A 21,160-nucleotide genomic window follows, 5' to 3' on the forward strand; every position below is an offset into this window, starting at 1 on the left:
CGGATCATTTCCTGCGGTAGAGGAAATACCGGCCTTCCTTGATGCCGCCGGGCAAAGGCAGAGGCAAAAGTTCGGGATGTTCCAGCGGCAGGCCGCTGATGGCGATGCCGTGATGGGTAAGCACGCCGGCCATCAGCTGCGGCAGCCAGGTCAGCGTCACGGCGTCGATCTCGTCATGGCCGGTGCCGATATCGGCGTGGGCGAGCGCAGCATTGATCCCGAGGAACGCCTGGCCGGTGTCGCGGATATTGCCCGTCACCATATTTTCGGCTGGCGGCGTGGAGGCGGAATAGGAGCGTATTTCCCAATCGAAGGCGATAATGCGGCGATCGGGAAAATGCTCGCGCAGATGGTCGTAGGTGCGGCCATTGCCGAGGCCGAATTCGAGCACCGGCCCCTCCACCTCTTCCACCAGATCGATGATGGCATTGAGAATATCGCGTTGAGCCGACAATCGGCGAATGAAGCTATCGAGGCGGCTCATCTTGTCCTGTCCGTCATAAAATATGTCAGCGGTGCTACCATATCGATGCGGTGCAAGTCGATTGCCGGAACCGCAAATTGCCGTTGCAGCGGCAACACGGGTCTGTGATAAACTCGGCCCCATGAACGAGATATCCAGCGACGCATTCTTCGCCAACGTGCCTGTTTTCAGCGACTTCGAAGGCGTGACCGATGAGAGCAATTACCAGCCGCTGCCCGAACGGTGGGTGCTGGCGATGGCCGATATCGTCGGCTCGACGAAGGCGATTTCCGGCGGCCGCTACAAGGACGTCAACATGGCCGGCGCAAGCGTCATTTCCGCGGTGCTGAATGCCGTTGGCAAGGGCGACTATCCCTTCGTCTTTGCCGGCGACGGCGCGTTGATCGCCTTGCCCGCTTCGCTTGAGAAGGAAGCACGCAAGGCTCTTGCCGCGACGCAGGTCTGGGTGAAGGAGGATCTTGACCTCGATCTTCGTATCGCCATCGTGCCGATCGCCGATATTCGCGCGGAAGGTCTCGATGTACGCGTCGCTCGCTATTCGGCAAGTCCTTACGTCACCTATGCAATGTTTTCCGGCGGCGGCACGCTTTGGGCCGAAAAGAACATGAAGATGGGCCGGTACGGCGTCGAAAAGGCCGCGCCCGGCACTCGGCCGGATCTGACCGGCCTCTCCTGTCGCTGGAGCCCGATCGAGGCCCGCAATGGCGAGATCGTCTCGATCATCGCCGTACCGGGCGAAGCTGGTCCGGGGCCGGAATTTCAGGCTCTCGTCGCCGGCATCGTTTCGCTCACCGCCGAGCAAAACCGCAATGGCCATCCGGTGCCGGAAGATGGGCCGGAGTTTGCTTTTTCAATGAGTGGCATCAATCGCGAGGTGAATGCGACGGCGCCCAAAGGCAAACGACTGCGGCAAAAGCTGTTCATCTTCCTGCAGACCGGCTTGATCGTTTTCCTGCACAAATTCGGCCTCACCTTCGCTCATTTCAACGCGCGCCGCTACAAGCGGGACATCGCGGGTAATTCGGATTTCCGAAAGTTCGACGACGGACTGAAGATGACCATCGACGTGGATGCCGCCCATCTCGCCCGCATCGAGACGCTGCTGAAGCAGGCGCAGGAAAGAGGCGTGGCTCGCTACGGCCTGCACCGCCAATCATCGGCACTGGTGACATGCTTCGTGCCGACGCCACTGTCGCGCGACCACATGCACTTCATCGATGGTGCCGCCGGCGGTTATGCAGTCGCTGCCAGCCAGATCACCGGCAAGCAGCTTTCCGGCGCGCTCGTTACGCCTTGATAACGTGATCGGCAGTAAGGCCGAGCCGGCTGAAGACGTTTCGGGTATCGACAATCAGTTTGGCGCTCCTCGAAAGAGCCGCATAGTCGATCATGTCGTGATCGGTCGCGATGAGAACCGCGTCATATCCCGCAACGGCTTCCGGCGTCAGGTCGATGGATTTCCGGCCCTTCAGCGCCTGATATTCACGGGTCGGCGGAATCTCCGCGACGAAGGGGTCATGATAATCCGCCTTGCCGCCGCGTTCCTCGATAATTTCGATCAGGCGCAGCGACGGGCTTTCCCTGATATCGGCAACGTTCTTCTTGTAAGCGAGGCCAAGCACGAGGACGCGTGAGCGGCTGAGCGCCTTGCCGGCACGGATATCCAGCACCTCGGCCAGTTTGCCGACGACATAGCGCGGCATCGCCGAATTGATCTCGCCGGCAAGCTCGATAAAACGGGTCGGCAGTTCGTATTCGCGCGACTTCCAGGTGAGGTAGAAGGGATCGATCGGAATGCAGTGGCCGCCGAGACCGGGACCGGGATAGAAGGGCATATAACCGAACGGCTTGGTCTTGGCCGCGTCGATGACTTCCCAGACATCGATCCCCATTGCCGCGTAGACGGTCTTCAGCTCGTTGACGAGTGCGATGTTGACCGAGCGGAAGATGTTTTCGGTGAGCTTCACCGCTTCCGCCGTCGCATTGGAGGAAACCGGAACGACGGTCGAAACGGCTGTCCCGTAGAAGGATTTCATCAGCGACAGCGCTTCTGCACCGTCGCCTGCAACGACCTTCGGGATGGTCGCGGTGTGGTAGTGCTGGTTGCCGGGGTCCTCGCGCTCCGGCGAGAAACCGACGAAGAAATCGGAACCGGATTTCAGCCCGGTCTCTTCGAGAATGACCTTCACGATATCATCGGTGGTACCCGGATAGGTGGTCGATTCCAGCACGATGAGCTGGCCCGGCCGCAGATGGGCGGCGATCGACCGCGATGTCGCTTCCACGAAGGAGAGATCGGGATCGCGATGTTTGGTGAGCGGCGTCGGCACGCAGATAACGATCACGTCGCAATCCGCAAGGCCGGCGAAATCGGTCGTCGAGAAAAAACGCCCCGCATCGATCTCGGCTGTCAGCGCCTCATTCGTCACCGCATCGATATAGGAGCGGCGGGCATCCAGCGCGACGATTTTCTTCGGGTCGATATCAAAGCCGGTCACAGTAAAGCCGCTGCGTGCCACAGCCATCGCCAACGGCAAACCGACATAGCCAAGGCCGATAATGCCAGCGCGCGCCGTGCGGGCCTCAATCTTCTTTGAAAGCGTCTCGAAGGTGGAAGAGCGTGCGTCCAAGGCCATGCCTCTTGCGAAAAGTGAATCCGAACGCTGATCTAATGCATGATCGCGGCAAATTAAACCCGGCCCCTTCGCAGCGCCTGCCCGCGCCACGGCTTGGATTCATCAGCGGGGTGTGGCGAACATGGTTCGGTCCGAGCAGTGCCACAACCGAGACGCACAAAAAAATCCGGATCCCATTGTTTCGCACTTCCGGCGTGCCTATTTTGGCAAGTGATAATGAACCATTTTGCAAAGATTGCTCGCCCGTTTCCAGGAGGTCGGAAGCTGGCGGGTGTCAGTGCCGGGTCATCGGCACATCGTTGACACGATAATACCGCTCGTACATCCTGAATTCTTTGCGATCTGCTCATCGTGAATGGGCAGGTCGGGGTTGTTTTTGTCTTTGAGGATGGACGTGCGACATGAGGATAATACCAAGAATGAGCACGATCGAATCCAGCGTATCCTCCATTTTGTTGGACCGTGTTGCTGAATGGCTGACGAATTCTTCGCTGGCCGGTGACGACCTTGAAAACATCGTGCGCGGTTTCTGCGAGCGGCTTGCTGCCGCCGGTCTGCCACTCGCGCGCGTGCACCTGACCTTCTCGATGCTGCATCCGCTCTACGACGCACTGAGCTTCACCTGGAAGCGCGCGAGCGGCGTAACCATCGAAGGCTTTCGGATGCCGGCCGGCCAGAAGCAGGATCGTTTCCTGCAGAGCCCCTATTTCCATCTTCTCGACAACAATCTGCAGCATATCCGCCGCCGTATCATGCCTGAAGGCCCGAATGAATTCCCGATTTTCGAGGATCTGCGGCAGGAAAAGATCACCGATTACCTCGCCTTCGTGCAGCCGTTCGGTGATGGCTCGGTGCAGGGCATGATGGGTTCATGGTCGACCGACAGCCCGGTCGGTTTTTCCGACGACATGATCGACGCGCTGCTGCGCATGCAGAACCATCTGGCGGTCGCCGCCAAGATGGCGGTGCTTGCCAAGCTCGCCAACAATATGCTGACTACCTATCTCGGCGGCGATGCCGGCAAACGCGTGCTGAACGGGCAGGTTCGCCGTGGCGACGGCGAAACGATCCGTGCGGCCCTCGTGATGGCCGACATGCGCGAATCGACCATGTATGCCGAGAAGGAGGGCCGGCAGGCCTATATCGATACGCTCAACCAGTTCTTCGACGCGATCGCCGCACCCTTCAACCGCAATGGCGGCGAAATCCTGAGCTTTCTCGGCGATGGCTTTCTCGCGGTCTATCCCTGCGGCCGCCACAAGGACCCGTCCAAGATCGCCTGCGAGGCAGCGCTTTCAGCCGTACACCACGCGCAGGCGCGTGTTGCCGAACTCAACAAGGATCGCGAGACAAAGGGGCTTCCAAAGATCGGCTATGGCATCGGCCTACATGTCGGCAACGTCATGTTCGGCAATGTCGGCCTGAAGGACCGCCTCACCTTCTCTGCCTTCGGTTCGGCGGTGAACGAGGTGCAGCGCCTGCAGGTACTGACGAAGAAATATAGCCGCGAGGTCGTCGCGAGCCAGGCCTTTGCCGGCTATTGCGGCGGCGAATGGATCACGCTCGGCGAGGAAAAGCTGCGCGGCATCCGCCAGAAAGTGACGGTGCTGCAACCGCGCGCGCCGGCATCTGCCATTCACGTCGACGAAGGCTTCCGCGAAGCCGTTCAGAACGGCCTTTCGGAAGCAGAACAGGTCATCATGCTTCACCGCGACAAGAAACAGGTAAAACGCACGCCGATCGAAAAATTCATTCAGTAACCACGCGCGAACATTGCAGCCGCTTTAGCCGTTGCGTCTATATGAGAACCCTCGCACCAAGCGGCCTGTAAAATGGGCGCCCTGTGCCGCTTTTTCCCATGTCTGTCATCAACTGGACACCCCGTTTACGGTACGATAGTGTGCCTTAACGGGAACACATAAAGACTGGGGAATTTCATTGGTATGGCGTCTGCAGCCGATCTGTTGCGTGTTGAGAATCTGGATGTCGCCTTCTCCGTTTTCGGCGACCGGCTGCGTGTCGTAAAGGAAGCCAATCTCCGCATCCTGCCGGGAAAAGTGACTGCCCTCGTCGGCGAAAGCGGCTCCGGCAAATCCGTCATCAGCCAGGCGATCATGGGCATCTTGCCGGCACCGGCACATGCAAGTGGTCGCATCCTGTTTACCGATCCGCTAGATGGCAAGGCGACGGATATCGTGGCGCTGTCGCGCGATAGCGGTGAGATGCGCGACCTGCGCGGCCGCCGCATGGCGACCATCTTCCAGGAGCCGATGACGTCGCTCTCGCCGCTCCACACGGTCGGCAACCAGATCAGCGAAGTGCTTCTGATCCACACGGACGCCGATAAGAAAGAAGCGCGCGAGCGCACCGAGGAAATGCTCGGCCTCGTCGGTTTTTCCAATCCGAAGCGCACCTACGACATGTATCCGTTCGAGCTTTCCGGCGGCATGCGTCAGCGCGCCATGATCGCGATGGCGCTGATCTGCAAGCCGGCGCTGCTGATTGCCGACGAGCCGACGACGGCGCTCGACGTGACGATCCAGGCGCAGATCCTGGAACTGCTGCGCGACCTGCAGGCCAAGCTCGGCATGGCGATGCTGCTCATCACCCACGATCTCGGTGTCGTCGCCAATATGGCTGACGAAGTGGTGGTGATCTATCACGGCGAGATCATGGAGGCCGGCCCGGTCGAGGCAATCTTCCGCAATCCGCAGCATCCCTATCTCAAGGCCTTGATGGCCGCAGTTCCGCATTTCGACATGAAGCCAGGCGAGCGGCTGAAGGCACTGCGCGAGGTACCGGTCAATCTGGAATCGCTGATCGGCAAGAAGAAGTCGGTCGAGAAGGAGGCGCCGGGCGTGCTGCTTTCCGTTGCCAATCTTTCCAAAACCTACAAGACGCGCAAGCGCGGCTTCTTCGGCGGGCAGGAAGCGGCCATCGTGCACGCCGTCGATGATGTCAGCTTCGATATCCGCCTTGGCGAATGCCTGGGGCTGGTCGGCGAATCCGGCTGCGGCAAGACGACGGTCAGCAAGATCCTGATGCGTGCAGTGACACCGGATGGCGGCTCGGTCCTCTTCAACGATGGCAAGGACGTCATCGACGTCCTCTCCGTCAAGGGCTCGGAACTGCAGGACCTGCGCACCAAGATCCAGATGGTGTTTCAGGACCCTGTCTCCTCGCTCTCGCCGCGCATGACGGTGCGCAACATTCTGAGCGAGCCTCTTGAGATTCACGACCGTGGCAACAGCGCCGAGCGCAAGCAGAAGGTCGAGGCGCTGATGGGCGCGATCGGCCTCGATCGGCGCTATCTCAACCGCTATCCGCACAGCTTCTCTGGCGGCCAGCGCCAGCGCATCGGCATTGCCCGCGCGCTCGCCCTCGGTCCCAAGCTCATCATCCTCGACGAACCGGTCTCGGCCCTCGACGTCTCGGTTCAGGCACAGATCCTCAATCTCTTGAAAGACCTCCAGAAGGAACTCGGGCTCACTTATCTCTTCATCTCGCACAACCTCGCCGTTGTGGATTATATGGCCGATCGCATCGCCGTCATGTGCAAGGGACGCATCGTCGAGATCGCGCCGCGCGAGATCATCCTGCGCAACCCGGTTCACCCCTATACGAAGTCACTGCTTGCCGCCGTTCCCTTCCCGGACCTCGACCGGCCGCTCGACTTCAAAGCGCTGCAGGAAAACGGTGCAGCCGACAAGCAGAACTGGGGCGGCGTCTTCACGGCCGATCATGACGATGCCTCCGAACTCGCCTTTGCCGACCTCGGCGGCGGCCATCTGGTGCGCGCCCGTAAGGGCGCCGACGCAAAGGAGCTGGTCTGATGGTGACACGCCGCATCTTTCTCGGCGGCCTGATCGGTTCGGCTATCGCGCCTTCGGTGCTCCGGGCACAGCAGATCGCCGAGCCAGAAATTTTGAAGGCCAGGGTCGCTGACGGCAGTCTGCCGCCAATGGCTGAGCGCATTCCGACTGAGCCGCGTATCGTCAATCTCAAGGAGATGGGCCGCGTGCCCGGCACCTATGGCGGCAACGTGCGCACCATCATCGGCGGTGTGCGCGATATCCGCTACATGACCGTCTACGGCTATTCGCGGCTGGTCGGCTACGACACGAAGTTGCAGTTCCAGCCCGATATCCTTCGTGACTTCACCTCGGAGAATGACACGGTCTTTACCTTCTACCTGCGCGACGGGCACAGATGGTCTGACGGGCATCCTTTCACGGCCGAAGCCTTCCGATACTGGTGGGAAGACGTCATTCTCAACAAGGAACTGACGCCCGGCGGCGGCGCGCTGGAGCTACGTCCACATGGCTCCCTGCCGCGCTTCGAAGTGCTCGACGAGTTGACTGTGCGCTATAGCTGGGACAAGCCCAACCCGGTTTTCCTGTCGGCGCTTGCCGGCCCCCTGCCGCTCGTCATCTATGGCCCGGGCCATTACTTGAAACAGTTCCACAAGGGCTTCCAGGACAAGGTCAAGCTCGAGGAGCTGATGAAAAAGAACCGCGCCAAGAAGTGGGCCGATCTGCACATCAAGATGGCCCTCGCTTCCCGGCCCAACAATCCCGATCTGCCAACGCTCGATCCCTGGAAAAACCGCACCGCTCCGCCGGCCGATCAGTTCGTCTTCGAGCGCAATCCGTTCTTCCACCGCGTGGACGAAAACGGCATGCAACTGCCCTATCTCGACCGCTTCATCCTCAACGTCTCGTCTTCCTCGATCATCGCCGCCAAGGCGGGTGCGGGCGAATCCGACCTGCAGGCGACCGGCATCGACTTCAACGACTACACCTTCCTGAAAGAGGCGGAAAAGCGCTTCCCGGTGAAGGTCGATCTCTGGAAGATGACGCGCGGCTCGCGCATCACACTGTTACCGAACCTCAATGTCGCCGACGAAGCCTGGCGCGCGCTTTTTCGCGACGTGCGCTTCCGCCGGGCCTTGTCGCTGGCGATCAACCGGCATGAGATCAACATGGTGGCCTTCTACGGCCTCGGCAAGGTGAGTGCCGACACGGTGCTGCCGGAAAGCCCGCTCTTCAAGCAGGAATATGCCGATGCCTATGTGAATTTCGACCCTGATACGGCCAACAAGCTGCTCGACGAACTCGGCCTCGACAAGCGCGACAGCGATGGCATCCGCCTGCTGCCTGATGGACGCCGCGCCGAGATCACCGTCGAGACAGCCGGCGAGAGCAATCTCGACACGGACGTTCTGGAACTCGTGCACGATCACTGGGCCGATATCGGTCTGGCGCTCTTCACCCGCACCTCGCAGCGCGACGTCTTCCGCAATCGCGCCATGAGCGGCTCGATCATGATGTCGATCTGGTACGGGCTGGACAACGGCGTGCCGACCGCCGACATGTCTCCTTATGGACTAGCCCCTACACTGGATGACCAGCTTCAATGGCCGCTCTGGGGCATGTACTATCTTTCGGCCGGTCAGGAGGGCAAGGCGCCCGATCTGCCGGAGGCGGCCGAGCTTGTGGATCTCCTGAACCAGTGGGGCGCAAGTGCTACGACGGAAGAGCGTGAGGTTATCTGGCACAAGATGCTGTCCCTCTATACCCAGCAGGTCTTTTCGATCGGCCTCATCAACAGCACGCTGCAGCCGATCCTCATGTCCGCCAAGATGCAGAATGTGCCGGAGCACGCGCTCTACGGCTTCGATCCAACCTCCTTCCTCGGCGTCTACATGCCTGATACCTTCTGGTTCAAGGAGGCCTGAGCGATGATCCGCTATATTCTCTGGCGTATCGCCGCCATGGTGCCGACCCTGCTCGTGATATCGGCGCTGGTCTTCGTCATCATCGAACTGCCGCCGGGTGACTTCTTCGAAAGCCAGATCGCCGAACTGCGCGCACAGGGCGAGACCGCAAACCTGCAGGAAATCGAGGAGCTGCGCCATCAATACGGCTTCGACCAGCCGGGGATCGTGCGCTACTTCTTCTGGGTCGGCGGCATGCTGCATGGCGATTTCGGCTATTCCTTCGAATATCAGCTGCCGGTTTCCGACGTCGTGGGCGACCGATTGTGGCTGACGATCCTCGTCTCCTTCACGACCATCCTTCTCACCTGGCTGATTGCCTTCCCGATCGGCATCTATTCGGCAACCCATCAATATAGCTGGGGCGATTACGGCCTGACCTTCCTCGGCCTGCTCGGCATCGCCATCCCCAACTTCATGCTGGCGCTGATCCTGATGTATTTCGCAAATGTCTGGTTCGGGCTTTCCATCGGCCATCTGATGGACCAGCAATATCTGAACGAGCCGATGAGCTGGGCTAAGGCGCGGTCCATCCTCGCGCATCTCTGGATCCCGGTCATCATCGTCGGCACGGCGGGTACCGCCGGCATGATTCGCCGCCTGCGCGCCAACCTGCTCGACGAGATGCAGAAGCAATATGTGACGACGGCACGCGCCAAAGGGCTGCATCCGGTGCGCGCCCTGGTCAAATATCCGCTCCGTATGGCGCTCAACTTCTTCGTCGCCGATATCGGCTCGATCCTGCCGTCGATTATTTCGGGCGCCGAGATCGTCGCCATCGTTCTGTCGCTGGAGACGACCGGGCCGATGCTAATCAAGGCACTGCAGAGCCAGGATATGTATCTTGCCGGCTCGTTCCTGATGTTCCTCGCCTTCCTCAACGTCATCGGCGTGCTGATTTCCGATATCGCGCTCGGTTTCCTCGATCCCCGCATCCGTCTGCAAGGCAGGAGCACCAAATAATGTCGCCCCTACCCGCTCCCGGTGCGCCGCTGCCGCATTATGTTTCGACCGCCCCGTTCGATCCGATCGCAACGGAGACGATGACATCAGCGCAGTCGCGCATCCACCTTGCCTCGCAGAAGCAGCTCATGTGGTGGAAGTTCAAGCGCCACAGGCTGGCGCTTGCATCCGGCATCTTCCTCGCCGCCGTCTACCTGATGATCCTTATCGTCGAGTTCCTGGCGCCTTACGGGCTGCATACCCGCAACGTCGATTTCATCCATTCGCCGCCGCAGCGCGTCCGTCTTTTCGACAGCGAGGGCAATTTCGTCGGCCCCTTCGTCTATGGCCGGAAGATGACGCTCGATATCGATACGCTGCACCGTCTCTATACCGACAACCAGAACGACATCCAGCCGATCCGCTTCTTCTGCCGTGGCGATGACTACAAGCTCTGGGGCCTTGTCGCTTCCGACTTTCATCTCGTCTGCCCGGCAATCGGTGGACAGATGTTCCTGCTCGGCACCGACCGTCTCGGCCGTGACGTGCTTTCACGCATCCTTTATGGCGCACGCATCTCGCTCACCATCGGGCTGATCGGTATTTCCATCAGTTTCGTGCTCGGTATCATCATCGGCGGCCTCGCTGGTTATTGGGGTGGCATCTTCGACCTCATCGTCCAGCGCCTGATCGAAGTGCTACAATCACTGCCCTCCCTGCCGCTCTGGATGGCGCTCGCCGCCATCATGCCGGTGACATGGAGCCCGATCGTCATCTATTTCGGCATCACCGTCATTCTTGGCATCATCGACTGGACGGGCCTTGCCCGCGCCGTACGCTCCAAGCTTCTGGCGCTGCGTGAGGAAGATTATGTCCAGGCAGCCCAGCTCATGGGTGCCAGCACCCCGCGTGTCATCGGCCGGCATCTCGTGCCCGGCTTCATGTCGCATCTTATCGCATCCGCCACCATTTCCATTCCGGGTATGATCCTCGGTGAGACGGCGCTCTCCTTCCTCGGCCTCGGCCTGCGGCCACCCATTACCAGCTGGGGCATCCTGCTGACGGAGGCCAAGAGCGTAAGCGTCATCGCCTTCTATCCGTGGCTGCTGTTCCCGATCGTTCCGGTTGTACTGGTGATTTTGGCGTTCAATTTTCTGGGAGATGGCTTGCGCGATGCGGCAGATCCCTACAAATAGCGTCGAGTTCGACGGGCTGCTTTGCGTCCGCCGCCTCGTGGCCTCCGATTTGCGGGGGTGGTAGAAGTATGTCGTCCACCTCAGAGGGCACACCCATGGCCAGACGCCTCGAAGATGCACGCATCCTCATGTACAGCCACGATACATTCGGCCTCGGCCATTTGCGCCGTTGTCGCACGATCGCCCATGCCCTCGTCGAGGATTATCGCGGCCTGAACATCTTGATCATCTCGGGCGCGACGATTGCCGGCGCCTTCGATTATCGTGCCCGCGTCGACTTCGTGAAGATCCCGAGCGTCATCAAGCTTCGCAACGGTGAATATACCTCGCTGGCCAGCCACATCGATCTTCAGGATACGCTGAAGATGCGCGAGTCGAGCATTCGTCACACCGCCGAGACCTTCGAACCCGATATCTTCATCGTCGACAAGGAGCCGATGGGCCTGAAGGGCGAGATCGAGGAAACGCTTGCCTATCTGAAAGCGCGCGGCACCACTCTGGTGCTCGGTCTGCGCGAGATCATGGACGCACCGCATCTGCTTGAAGCCGAGTGGAAGAGAAACAGCGTCATGCAGAAGATCGACCAGTATTACGACAGCATCTGGGTCTATGGGCCGCCGGACTTCTACGATCCGCTTGTCGGCCTCGACGTACCCGCCGGCGTTCGCCGCAAGATGGATTTCGTCGGCTTCCTGCAGCGCAGCGTCTCCAAGGGCAAGAACTCGCTGAATGCCCGCAAGGACGACTATATCCTGGTGACGACAGGCGGCGGCGGTGACGGCTCCGATCTCGTTCACGACGTGATGAATGCCTATGAGGCCGACGAGACGCTGACGCAGAAGGCGCTTGTCGTACTTGGTCCGTATATGCCGGCGGCCGAACGTGCAAAGCTGGTCAAAAAAGGGGAGAAGATCCCCTATATCGAGGTGATCGAATTCGACAATCACATGGAGGAATTGATCGACGGCGCCACTGCCGTCGTCGCTATGGGTGGCTACAACACCTATTGCGAGATCCTTTCCTTCGACAAGCCGGCGCTCATCGTCCCACGCGTCGCCCCGCGCGAGGAGCAGCTTCTGCGCGCCCGCCGCGCCAGCGAACTCGGCCTCATCGATATGCTGCTGCCAGTGCAATCTGCTGACCCGGCGATCATGGCCGAAACGCTGAAGCGCCTGCCCTCGCGGTTGCCGCCATCAAGGAGCGGCTGCAACATGCACCTCGAGGGGCTGGATCATATTTCCCGCACTGTCGGCATATGGCTGGACAGCCGAGGACGCCATCTTTCCCTCGTCGGCGCAGAATAAAGAGCCATCCTTTGTCGCCACGCCGCAAGATTCTCGTCGTGCTGAAAGGCTATCCCCGCCTTTCGGAAACCTTCATCGCCCAGGAACTGCTCGGCCTTGAAAAGGCCGGCTTCGACCTGACGCTGATTTCCATGCGCCGGCCGACCGACAAGAAGCGTCATCCCGTCCATGATGAGATCAAGGCGCGCGTCGTCTATCTTCCGGAATATCTGCATGAAGAGCCGATTCGCGTGCTGAGGGGCCTTCTTGCCGGCTTTTCGAAACCTGGCTTCGGCGCGCTGATGAAGCGTTTCTTTGCCGATCTGCCGCGCGACATCTCCCGCAATCGCTTCCGCCGGCTCGGCCAGGCGCTGGTCCTGGCACGCGAATGGCCTGACAACGGCGAGTGGCTGCACGCTCATTTTATCCATACGCCCGCTTCCGTGACGGAATATGCGAGCATTCTGACCGGCACGCCCTGGACCTGCTCGGCCCATGCCAAGGATATCTGGACCTCACCCGACTGGGACCTCGGCCAGAAGCTCGGAAGTGCCCGGTGGGCCGTCACCTGCACCCGCAGTGGCTACGAGCATATGAAAGCGCTGACGAGGCGCCAGGATGCGGTACATCTGAGCTATCATGGCCTCGACCTCGCCCGCTTCGGCCATTTCTCAGGCGAGCGCTCAAACCGCAACGGCAGCGATCCCGCCGACCCCGTCTTCATCCTCAGCGTCGGCCGGGCGGTGGAAAAGAAGGGCTACGACGTGCTGCTGCGCGCCCTTGCCCTGCTGCCGAAGGAGCTCAACTGGCGCATGGACCATATCGGCGGCGGCGAGGAGCTTTCCAAGCTGAAAAAGCTTGCCGCTGAACTCGGTCTTGCCGAACGCATCACCTGGAAGGGCGCGCTGGCGCAGGAAGACGTGCTCGATCACTATCGCTGCGCCGACCTCTTCGCCCTCGCCTGCCGCATAGCCGCCAATGGCGACCGCGACGGCCTGCCGAATGTACTGGTCGAGGCTTCCAGCCAACGGCTCGTCTGTCTCTCCACCAATGTCTCCGGCGTGCCGGAACTGCTGAGCGACGGCGAAAACGGTCTGGTCGTGCCGCCGGAGGATCCGGCAGCCCTTGCAAAGGCGCTCGAGACGGCGATCCGCAATCCCGATATGCGCAAACGGCTGGGCGATGCGGCGGAGGAACGCGTGCGAGACCATTTCGATTACCATTCCAGCATCCGTCAGCTGAGCGGCCTGTTCGAGGCAGAATGGCAGAAAGCGTCATGACTGCTCCCCGTATCTTCTTTTATGTCCAGCATCTGCTCGGCATCGGTCATATTGCGCGCGCCAGCCGCATCGCCAATGCGTTGGTAAAGGACGGCTTCGAAGTCACCGTCGTCACCGGCGGCCTGCCTGTGCCGGGCTTTCCGGGCGACGGTGTGAAGACCATCGAACTGCCGCCGGTCGTCGCCAGCAATGTCGGCTTTTCCGGCCTTGCCGATGCCGACGGGCAGGCGGCAGGCGAGGAATTTCTGTCCAGACGCCGCGACCTGCTTCTGAAAGCCTTTGAGGAAGCGAAGCCCGAAGTCGTCATTATCGAGGCCTTCCCCTTCGGCCGCCGACAGATGCGCTTCGAACTGCTGCCCCTGCTCGATGCGATCGAAAAGGCCAACCCACGGCCGAAGCTCTTAAGCTCAGTGCGCGACATCCTGCAGGAAAACCGCAAGCCCGGCCGCGACGAGGAAACCGTCAAACTGGTCAGGGACCATTTCGACGCCGTGCTCATTCACGGCGATCCGGATTTCGTGCGTCTGGAAGATACTTTTCCGCTGACAGCCGATATCGCCGACCGGCTGCGCTATACCGGTCTTGTCGCTCCACCGCCGGCGCCGGAACCATCCGAGACATTCGACATCATCGCTTCGGCGGGCGGCGGCGCCGTCGGGTTGGAACTGATCCGCGCCGCCCGCGATGCGGCCGCACTTCTGCCTGCCGATATCCGCTGGCTGCTAGTTACCGGCCCCAACCTTCCCGCAGCCGATTTTTCTGCATTGTCGGAAGATGCGCCTGCCAATGTCACGCTGGTACGGTTCCGCAAGGATTTCCCCTCGCTGCTGCGCGGTGCGAAAGTCTCTATCTCGCAGGCCGGCTACAACACGGTGGGAGATCTCCTGCGCACCCAATGCCGTTCGATCCTCATCCCCTTCGTGGCGGCGGGTGAGACGGAACAGACCGTGCGCGCCGAACGGTTGCAGGCGCTAGGCCTTGCCGAAATCCTGCCGGAGAAGGGGCTGACCCTCGACGACGTCAAGGCTGCGGTCGAACGGGCACTTGCCGCCCCGCCGCGTCCGGCCGTTCGCCTCGATCTCGACGGAGCCGCAAAAAGTGCAGCCATCATTCGCTCGATGATCGGCTGAAACCCTCGCCTATTCCAAAATTCATGTGATATAAGAAAATTTCCGGCGAGAATCGGCGTTTCGACATCAGTCCGCTCCGCCTTGTTTTCGTTGCGATATCGGCGGTCTGACTGCATGGTCCTGTACTCGGAGATTCCCTCTTCTTCAGCATCAGGATCACTGCACGGACTTTCCCCACAGTCTGACGGTTAGCCATGGAAAAAAGCCTCGCGCGTTATATCTGGAAGAATACGCGGCTGCAGCAGCTCTGGATTCTGCTGGTCGTCGCAGCCTCCATGGTGCCTTACTTCCTGTCCTTCGACCTGCCGAAGCAGATCGTCAACGGACCTATTCAGGGTGACGGCTTCGAAGGGCCGGGCGCAAGACAGACCTTCATGCACATCGCTTACGACATCCCGCTGATCGGGCATGTCGAATTCTTCAAGGGCCTGGAGCTCAACCGCTTCCAGATGCTGATGGCACTGAGCCTCGTCTTCCTGGCGCTGGTCGTGCTGAACGGCCTCTTCAAGTTCTACATCAACACCTACAAGGGCCGGCTCGGCGAGCGCATGTTGCGCCGCATCCGCTTCGAACTCATCGATCGCGTGCTGCGTTTCCCGCCCGCCCATTTCAAGCGGGTGAAATCCGCCGAAATCGCCACCATGATCAAGGATGAGGTGGAGCCGATGGGTGGCTTCACAGGCGACGCCTTCGTCTCACCCGCCCTGCTCGGCGGCCAGGCGATCACCGCCCTTGCCTTCATCATCATCCAGAATTTCTGGCTCGGCATGATCGCGGCTGCCATCGTCGGCGTGCAGGCGGTGGTCATCCCCCGCATGCGCAAGCGCCTGCTGGAACTCGGCCGTCAGCGCCAGCTGACCGCCCGCGAACTTTCCGGCCGCGTCGGCGAGATCGTCGACGGCATCGGCACGATCCATGGCAACGATACCTCCAACTTCGAGCGCGCCGATATCGCCACCCGCCTCGGCCGCATCTTCTCGATCCGCTACGACCTTTATCAGTGGAAGTTTCTGGTCAAGTTCATCAACAACTTCCTCGCCCAGGTCACGCCCTTCCTATTCTATGCGATCGGCGGTTATCTGGCGCTGCAGGGCCGGCTCGACATCGGTCAGCTCGTCGCCGTCATTTCCGCCTACAAGGACCTGCCCGGCCCGCTGAAGGAGCTGATCGACTGGGACCAGATGCGCCAGGACGTGCAGGTCAAATATGCGCAGGTCTACGAGCAGTTCAATATCGAGCCGCTGATCGAAAGCCGCATCCAGGAGCTGGCCACGACGCCGGTGACGCCGCTGACGAGCGCCTTCGTCGTCACAAACCTCTCCGTCAGCGACGACAGCGGCGCACGCCTCGTCGACCATGTCTCGGTCGAGATCAAGCCCAACGAGACGGTTGCGATCGTCGGACCGAACGGCAGCGGCGCGGAAGCCTTCGCCGAAGCGCTTGGCCGGCTCGTTTGGCCGGATTCCGGCCGTATCACCATCGACGGACAGGATCTGCTGGATCTGCCGGAATCGATTACCGGCCGGCGCATCTCCTATGCCTCCGCCGACAGCTATTTCTTCCACGGCACGCTACGCGACAATCTGCTCTACGGCCTTAAGCATGCGCCGATGAGGGAACCCGAGTATGACGGCAAGGCCGCGCAGGAATATAAGTGGCATGTCGCGGAATCGCAGAAGGCCGGCAATCCGACACTCGATCTCAACAGCGACTGGGTTGACTACAAGGCAGCCGGCGCGAACGGCCCGGAAGACCTGCTGAAGGCGATCCGGCCGGTGCTCGACGCCGTCATGATGTCGCAGGACATTCTGGATCTGGCATTGCGATCCACCGTCAATACCGAGGTTCATACTGCGCTCGGCAGCCATATCGTCGAACTCAGGACGTCGCTGCGCGAGCGGCTTGCCAGCGAAAACCTCGACGCCATCGTCGTGCCCTTCGATTTCGACACTTACAATACACAGGCAACCGTCGGCGAGAACCTGCTCTTCGGCACGATGAAGCGGCCGCTGATGAACAATCGTCGGCTTGCCGGCCACCCCTATTTCCAGCAGCTCTTCCGCGATACCGGGCTCAGCACCGACCTCTATGCGATGGGCCTGGAGATTGCCGAGAACGCGGTGGAACTCTTCCACGACCTGCCGCCGGACCACCCCTTCTTCCAGCAGCTCACCTTCATGACGGCGGATGATATCCCGACCTATCAGGCGCTGCTGCAGAAGCTGCAGGGCAAGCGCTTCGAGGATGCGACGCCGGAAGACCGGGCCAGCATCATCCGCCTGAGCTTCGCCTATATCGAACCACGGCACCGCTTCGGCCTCTTGACCCAGGCGCTGATGGACAAGATCGTTAGCGCCCGCAAACAGTTCCACCAGAACATCCCCGACGATCTCGCCGAGCTGATCGAGCGTTATGACATCAACCGCTTCACGGCTTCCGCAAGCCTGATGGACAATGTGCTCTTCGGCCGCATCGCCTATCAGCAGGCCGATGCCTCCGACCGCATTCGTCTCATCATGGGTGAACTTTTCGATGCGCTCGATCTCTACGACGACGTATTGTCGATCGGGCTCGAATTTGATGTCGGCTCCGGCGGCAAGCGCCTGACTGGGGTGCAGCGGCAGAAGCTCAATCTCGCCCGCGCCCTGCTCAAGCGCTCCGACTACTTCATCTTCAACCGGCCGATCCCGGCGCTCGATCAGCGCATCCAGGATCAGATCACCCACAACGTCATCGAAGGCCTGCATGAGGAAGGCAAGCGTCCGGCGATCATCTGGGTGCTGTCCAACGCCAAGCTTGCGGAAATCTTCGATCGAATTCTGCTCTTCGATCGCGGCGATCTTGCCGAGGTGGGCAACTATCCGGAACTTTCCGAGAAAAACGGGATGTTCAAGGAACTGTTATCGTAATATTCTATTGGGGCGGCAGAGACGGCGCCCGCAAGGCGCTTGGAATTGGTTTTTAGCGCATGATCAAGGACCATGCGGCAGGGGGTTGTAACGCTCATGCTGTTGAGAGATGAAGTCGAAATGCTGCGGCGGGTGCCGATCTTCTCGAGGATCGCACCAGCGAAACTCAAGCTCTTGGCCTTCACCTCCGATCGCATGACCTACCACGCCGGCCAGAACCTGTTCCGCCAGGGCGATGTCGGCGACGCCGCCTATGTCGTTCTGTCCGGCACGGCCGATATCATCGTTTCCTCGCCTGCCGGTGAGATCAAGGTCGCCGATGTCGAGGTCAATTCCATCGTCGGCGAAATCGCCATTCTCTGCGACGTCTCGCGTACCGCGACCGTGCGCGCCACCTCACCACTCGAAGTCCTGCGCATCAGCAAGGAACATTTCCTCAAGCTTCTGAGCGATTTCCCGGAAATGGCCGTGGAGATCATGCGCGTGCTCGCCGACCGTCTCAACCATACGACCGCCGAACTGACCGCCGCGCGCGCTGCCAAGCAGCCGCAGATGGCGCAGTAAAGCCCGAAATAGGCGCCCCAAACAAAAAGGCCTGCCGGGTTTCCCAAGCGAGCCTTTTCGTTATACCTCTATGCGCACTATTCGCGCTGTTCCAGCGCCCTGCTGAAGGCGAGAGCCGCCAGCGTGCAGATCGCGCCCGAGAGCAGGTAGTATCCGACGAAGGCCAGGCCGAACTGGCTCGACAGGCTGAGCGCCACCAGCGGCGCAAAACCGGCGCCGACCAACCAAGCAAGGTCGGAGGTGAACGCCGCTCCTGTATAGCGATAACCACGGCCGAAGCGCGACGAGATCGAGCCGGTCGCCTGACCGAAGGAAAGGCCGAGTACGGCAAAGCCGATAATGACGTAGGCATCATGCCCGGTATTATCGGCACCGATCAGCAGCGGTCCGATGAAGCTGAAGATTGCGATCAGGACGGCACAGATCGCCAGCTGCGCGCGGCGGCCGATGCGGTCCGCGATCATGCCCGAGGCAATGATGGCGACGACGCCGACGATGGCACCGATAACCTGTACCACCATGAAGGCACCGATCGGCCGATCGCTGTGAAGGCTCACCCAGCCGAGCGGGAAGATGGTGACGAGGTGGAACATAGCGAAGCTTGCCAGCGGCACGAAAGCGCCGATCAGAATATCGCGGCCGTGGACGCGCAGCACGTCGAGGATCGGTGCTGCTTCAAGCTCATGCTGCTCCAAGAGCGTGCCGAAATCCTTGGTCATGACGAGACGAAGGCGGGCAAAGAGCGCGACGACGTTGATCGCGAAGGCGACGAAGAACGGATAACGCCAGCCCCATGAGAGGAAGTCTTCCGGGGAAAGATTGGCGACGAAGTAACCGAACAGGATGCTCGCCAGCGCAAAACCGATCGGTGCGCCGAGCTGCGGGATCATCGCATACCAGCCACGGTGATTCGGCGGCGCATTGAGAGCAAGCAGCGAGGCAAGGCCATCCCAAGCTCCACCAAGCGCAAAGCCCTGGCCAAGGCGAAAGAGGGCCAGCAGCGCAATCGACCAGTAGCCGATCTCGTCATAGCCCGGCAGGAAGGCGATCGATGCCGTCGAACCGCCGAGCAGGAAGAGCGCGATGGTGAGCTTCGTGCCGCGCCCGTACAGACGATCGATCGTCATGAAGACGACCGAGCCGACGGGGCGGGCAAGGAAGGCGAGCGAGAAGATAGCAAAGGAATAGAGCGTGCCCGTCAGCCTGTCCGGCGCGAAGGGAAAGACGAGTTGTGGAAAGACGAGTACGGATGCAAGGCCGTAAACGAAGAAATCGAAAAACTCAGACATGCGACCGATCACCACGCCGACCGCGATGCTGCCGGGCGAAACCGGCTTGTCATCGTGAATGCGCCGCGCATCCCGTTCCAGCGATGAAGATGATGGTCCTAAATGTGTGGCAGTAGCCATATGAAACGCCTCCCTCGTTCAAGGTGCTTTTTGCAAAGCGCCCCAAACTGATCTTGTTCCATCTTTGCAGCTTATCAAGTCCCGATTGCCCAAATAGTTACGCGAAGTTCTCAAAAATCAATGCGATGGAAAAATCGCGTGATACCTATCCCGACCTATTCCAGAGTTTTATTGGGCAAAGTCTTGTATTTCGGATATACAAAAATCGGCGCCGGAAAAATTCCTTCCCGTTTTCATCAGGATTTCGCGGCGTTGTGGACGCTGACTTCTCCCGCGATGCAAAATGCATGTTGCACTGCGACCAAAGACCTCATATCGCTCATCGTGCCAGTGCTTTAGTCGGCAATCGAACGAAACAAAAAGAGCTTAGAGACGTGCAAAAACTGCCAAAGTTTTCCCGCCTTCTATTAGTCTTGCCGCTGTTTTTTTTGGCAGGATGCAACTTGGTGGTCATGTCGCCTTCGGGCGATATCGCCATCCAACAGCGCGACCTCATCATCGTCTCCACGGTGCTGATGCTGCTGATCATCATTCCGGTGATCTTCCTCACGCTGCTTTTCGCCTGGCGCTACCGGCGCTCCAACACGGCCGCGAGCTACGCGCCCGAATGGCACCATTCGACCCGCCTCGAAATCGTGATCTGGGCAGCACCGCTCGCCATCATTATTGCGCTTGGCGCCGTCACCTGGATTTCCACGCACAAGCTCGATCCTTACCGCCCACTCGACCGTATCGATGCGGACCGTGCCATTCCGGCAGATACCAAGCCGCTGACCGTCGAGGTCGTGGCGCTCGACTGGAAATGGCTGTTCTTCTATCCCGACCTCGGCATTGCGACGGTCAATGAGCTCGCAGCTCCCGTCGACGTGCCGATCAGCTTCAAGATCACCGCCTCCTCGGTGATGAACTCCTTCTTCATCCCCGCCCTTGCCGGTCAGGTCTACGCCATGCCCGGCATGCAGACGAGACTGCACGCCGTCATCAATAAGGAAGGCGAGTATGAAGGCTTCTCCGCCAATTACAGCGGCGCAGGCTTCTCAAATATGCGCTTCAAGTTCCACGGCCTGAACCAGCAGGGCTTCGATGCCTGGGTGGCGCAGGTCAAGCAGCGCGGCACGATGCTCAACCGCGACGCCTATCTGAAGCTCGAAAAGCCGAGCGAGAAGGAGCCGGTGCGCTATTATGCCGGCGCCGATGCCGATCTCTACGACGCGATCCTCAACATGTGCGCCACGCCCGGCAAAATGTGCGCGAGCGAGATGATGCATATCGACATGATGGGCGGCGGTGGCAAGGAAAGCGAAGAAAACCGCGAAAAGCTGACCTACGACAACCGCCATGCGGACGAAGGCATTGTCGCACCTGCGGCAACCGTGCCCGCAACGGGCGCTCCCGCACGCAGCGAGCCTGCCGGAAGCACCGATGGCAGCAGCATGCACAATATGCCCGGGATGGACATGCAGCATGATGGCCATTCCATGCCCGGCAATAGCAATGGCGGCGATCCGGCGCCGGCGCAGCTCAACAACAATTAACCTGGCGCTTTGCGTC

15 protein-coding genes are annotated in these 21,160 nt (G+C 60.3%); 12 read left to right on the plus strand and 3 right to left on the minus strand.

Annotated elements, in window-relative coordinates:
* Positions 1-4 precede the first annotated feature (4 nt).
* Positions 5-484 (minus strand): class I SAM-dependent methyltransferase, encoded by a 480-nt coding sequence (locus tag FHT82_RS01935; protein ID WP_183725807.1) that lies wholly within the window; start codon positions 482-484, stop codon positions 5-7.
* A 121-nt stretch (positions 485-605) separates the two neighbouring features.
* Between FHT82_RS01935 and FHT82_RS01940 the strand changes: the two genes are divergently transcribed.
* Positions 606-1,781: a DUF3095 domain-containing protein gene (locus FHT82_RS01940; protein ID WP_183725809.1), complete on the plus strand. Its 1,176-nt coding sequence runs from the start codon at positions 606-608 to the stop codon at positions 1,779-1,781.
* Here FHT82_RS01940 and FHT82_RS01945 read toward each other — a convergent pair.
* Positions 1,771-3,120, minus strand: coding sequence for a nucleotide sugar dehydrogenase (locus FHT82_RS01945; RefSeq protein WP_183725811.1), 1,350 nt, complete (start codon positions 3,118-3,120; stop codon positions 1,771-1,773). The two genes, FHT82_RS01940 and FHT82_RS01945, sit on opposite strands and share 11 nt — an antisense overlap.
* 419 nt (positions 3,121-3,539) lie before the next feature.
* On the opposite strand from FHT82_RS01945, the gene FHT82_RS01950 reads away from it, so the two are divergent.
* The 10 genes from FHT82_RS01950 (at position 3,540) to FHT82_RS01995 (ending at position 18,200) form a co-directional block, all read left to right on the plus strand.
* The gene (locus FHT82_RS01950; protein ID WP_183725813.1) at positions 3,540-4,880 is read left to right on the plus strand and encodes an adenylate/guanylate cyclase domain-containing protein; all 1,341 of its coding nucleotides are present in this window, start codon (positions 3,540-3,542) and stop codon (positions 4,878-4,880) included.
* 183 nt (positions 4,881-5,063) lie between these two features.
* Positions 5,064-6,953: an ABC transporter ATP-binding protein gene (locus tag FHT82_RS01955; protein WP_183725815.1), complete on the plus strand. Its 1,890-nt coding sequence runs from the start codon at positions 5,064-5,066 to the stop codon at positions 6,951-6,953.
* Complete coding sequence (locus FHT82_RS01960; protein ID WP_183725817.1) at positions 6,953-8,857, plus strand: ABC transporter substrate-binding protein; 1,905 nt, start codon at positions 6,953-6,955, stop codon at positions 8,855-8,857. Before FHT82_RS01955 ends, FHT82_RS01960 begins: the two co-directional genes overlap by 1 nt.
* A 3-nt stretch (positions 8,858-8,860) precedes the next feature.
* Positions 8,861-9,859 carry an ABC transporter permease gene (locus FHT82_RS01965; RefSeq protein ID WP_183725818.1) on the plus strand — a complete coding sequence of 333 codons (999 nt, stop codon included), beginning with the start codon at positions 8,861-8,863 and terminating at the stop codon, positions 9,857-9,859.
* A complete protein-coding gene (locus tag FHT82_RS01970; protein WP_183725820.1) occupies positions 9,859-11,034 on the plus strand; it encodes an ABC transporter permease in 1,176 nt (391 codons plus the stop codon). Before FHT82_RS01965 ends, FHT82_RS01970 begins: the two co-directional genes overlap by 1 nt.
* 95 nt (positions 11,035-11,129) lie before the next feature.
* The gene (locus FHT82_RS01975) at positions 11,130-12,338 is read left to right on the plus strand and encodes a glycosyltransferase family protein (protein ID WP_183725822.1); all 1,209 of its coding nucleotides are present in this window, start codon (positions 11,130-11,132) and stop codon (positions 12,336-12,338) included.
* Positions 12,339-12,349: 11 nt separating this feature from the next.
* Positions 12,350-13,597 carry a glycosyltransferase gene (locus FHT82_RS01980; RefSeq protein ID WP_183725824.1) on the plus strand — a complete coding sequence of 416 codons (1,248 nt, stop codon included), beginning with the start codon at positions 12,350-12,352 and terminating at the stop codon, positions 13,595-13,597.
* Complete coding sequence (locus tag FHT82_RS01985) at positions 13,594-14,727, plus strand: glycosyltransferase (protein WP_183725826.1); 1,134 nt, start codon at positions 13,594-13,596, stop codon at positions 14,725-14,727. The genes FHT82_RS01980 and FHT82_RS01985 overlap by 4 nt, the downstream gene beginning before the upstream one ends.
* A gap of 194 nt (positions 14,728-14,921) precedes the next feature.
* Entirely contained in the window at positions 14,922-17,636 is a 2,715-nt protein-coding gene (locus tag FHT82_RS01990; RefSeq protein WP_183725828.1) for an ABC transporter ATP-binding protein, read from the plus strand.
* Between the two features lie 96 nt (positions 17,637-17,732).
* Positions 17,733-18,200 (plus strand): cyclic nucleotide-binding domain-containing protein, encoded by a 468-nt coding sequence (locus FHT82_RS01995; protein ID WP_183725830.1) that lies wholly within the window; start codon positions 17,733-17,735, stop codon positions 18,198-18,200.
* 77 nt (positions 18,201-18,277) lie between these two features.
* On the opposite strand, the gene FHT82_RS02000 is transcribed toward FHT82_RS01995, so the two are convergent.
* Complete coding sequence (locus FHT82_RS02000) at positions 18,278-19,609, minus strand: MFS transporter (protein WP_183725832.1); 1,332 nt, start codon at positions 19,607-19,609, stop codon at positions 18,278-18,280.
* A gap of 374 nt (positions 19,610-19,983) precedes the next feature.
* Here FHT82_RS02000 and cyoA point away from each other — a divergent pair, with 374 nt between their 5' ends.
* A complete protein-coding gene (cyoA, locus tag FHT82_RS02005; protein WP_183727215.1) occupies positions 19,984-21,144 on the plus strand; it encodes a ubiquinol oxidase subunit II in 1,161 nt (386 codons plus the stop codon).
* Positions 21,145-21,160: the final 16 nt, after the last annotated feature.

The organism is Rhizobium sp. BK275, assembly GCF_014193555.1.
Lineage (GTDB): Bacteria > Pseudomonadota > Alphaproteobacteria > Rhizobiales > Rhizobiaceae > Rhizobium.

Bases quoted from the DNA above. Each gene is read 5' to 3' on its own strand.
- FHT82_RS01990 (WP_183725828.1), top strand. From the start codon at position 14,922: ATGGAAAAAAGCCTCGCGCGTTATATCTGGAAGAATACGCGGCTGCAG.
- FHT82_RS01945 (WP_183725811.1), bottom strand. From the start codon at position 3,120: ATGGCCTTGGACGCACGCTCTTCCACCTTCGAGACGCTTTCAAAGAAG.
- FHT82_RS02000 (WP_183725832.1), bottom strand. From the start codon at position 19,609: ATGGCTACTGCCACACATTTAGGACCATCATCTTCATCGCTGGAACGG.
- FHT82_RS01950 (WP_183725813.1), top strand. From the start codon at position 3,540: ATGAGCACGATCGAATCCAGCGTATCCTCCATTTTGTTGGACCGTGTT.
- FHT82_RS01975 (WP_183725822.1), top strand. From the start codon at position 11,130: ATGGCCAGACGCCTCGAAGATGCACGCATCCTCATGTACAGCCACGAT.
- FHT82_RS01995 (WP_183725830.1), top strand. From the start codon at position 17,733: ATGCTGTTGAGAGATGAAGTCGAAATGCTGCGGCGGGTGCCGATCTTC.
- FHT82_RS01970 (WP_183725820.1), top strand. From the start codon at position 9,859: ATGTCGCCCCTACCCGCTCCCGGTGCGCCGCTGCCGCATTATGTTTCG.
- FHT82_RS01935 (WP_183725807.1), bottom strand. From the start codon at position 484: ATGAGCCGCCTCGATAGCTTCATTCGCCGATTGTCGGCTCAACGCGAT.
- FHT82_RS01955 (WP_183725815.1), top strand. From the start codon at position 5,064: ATGGCGTCTGCAGCCGATCTGTTGCGTGTTGAGAATCTGGATGTCGCC.
- FHT82_RS01960 (WP_183725817.1), top strand. From the start codon at position 6,953: ATGGTGACACGCCGCATCTTTCTCGGCGGCCTGATCGGTTCGGCTATC.
- FHT82_RS01965 (WP_183725818.1), top strand. From the start codon at position 8,861: ATGATCCGCTATATTCTCTGGCGTATCGCCGCCATGGTGCCGACCCTG.
- FHT82_RS01940 (WP_183725809.1), top strand. From the start codon at position 606: ATGAACGAGATATCCAGCGACGCATTCTTCGCCAACGTGCCTGTTTTC.
- FHT82_RS01985 (WP_183725826.1), top strand. From the start codon at position 13,594: ATGACTGCTCCCCGTATCTTCTTTTATGTCCAGCATCTGCTCGGCATC.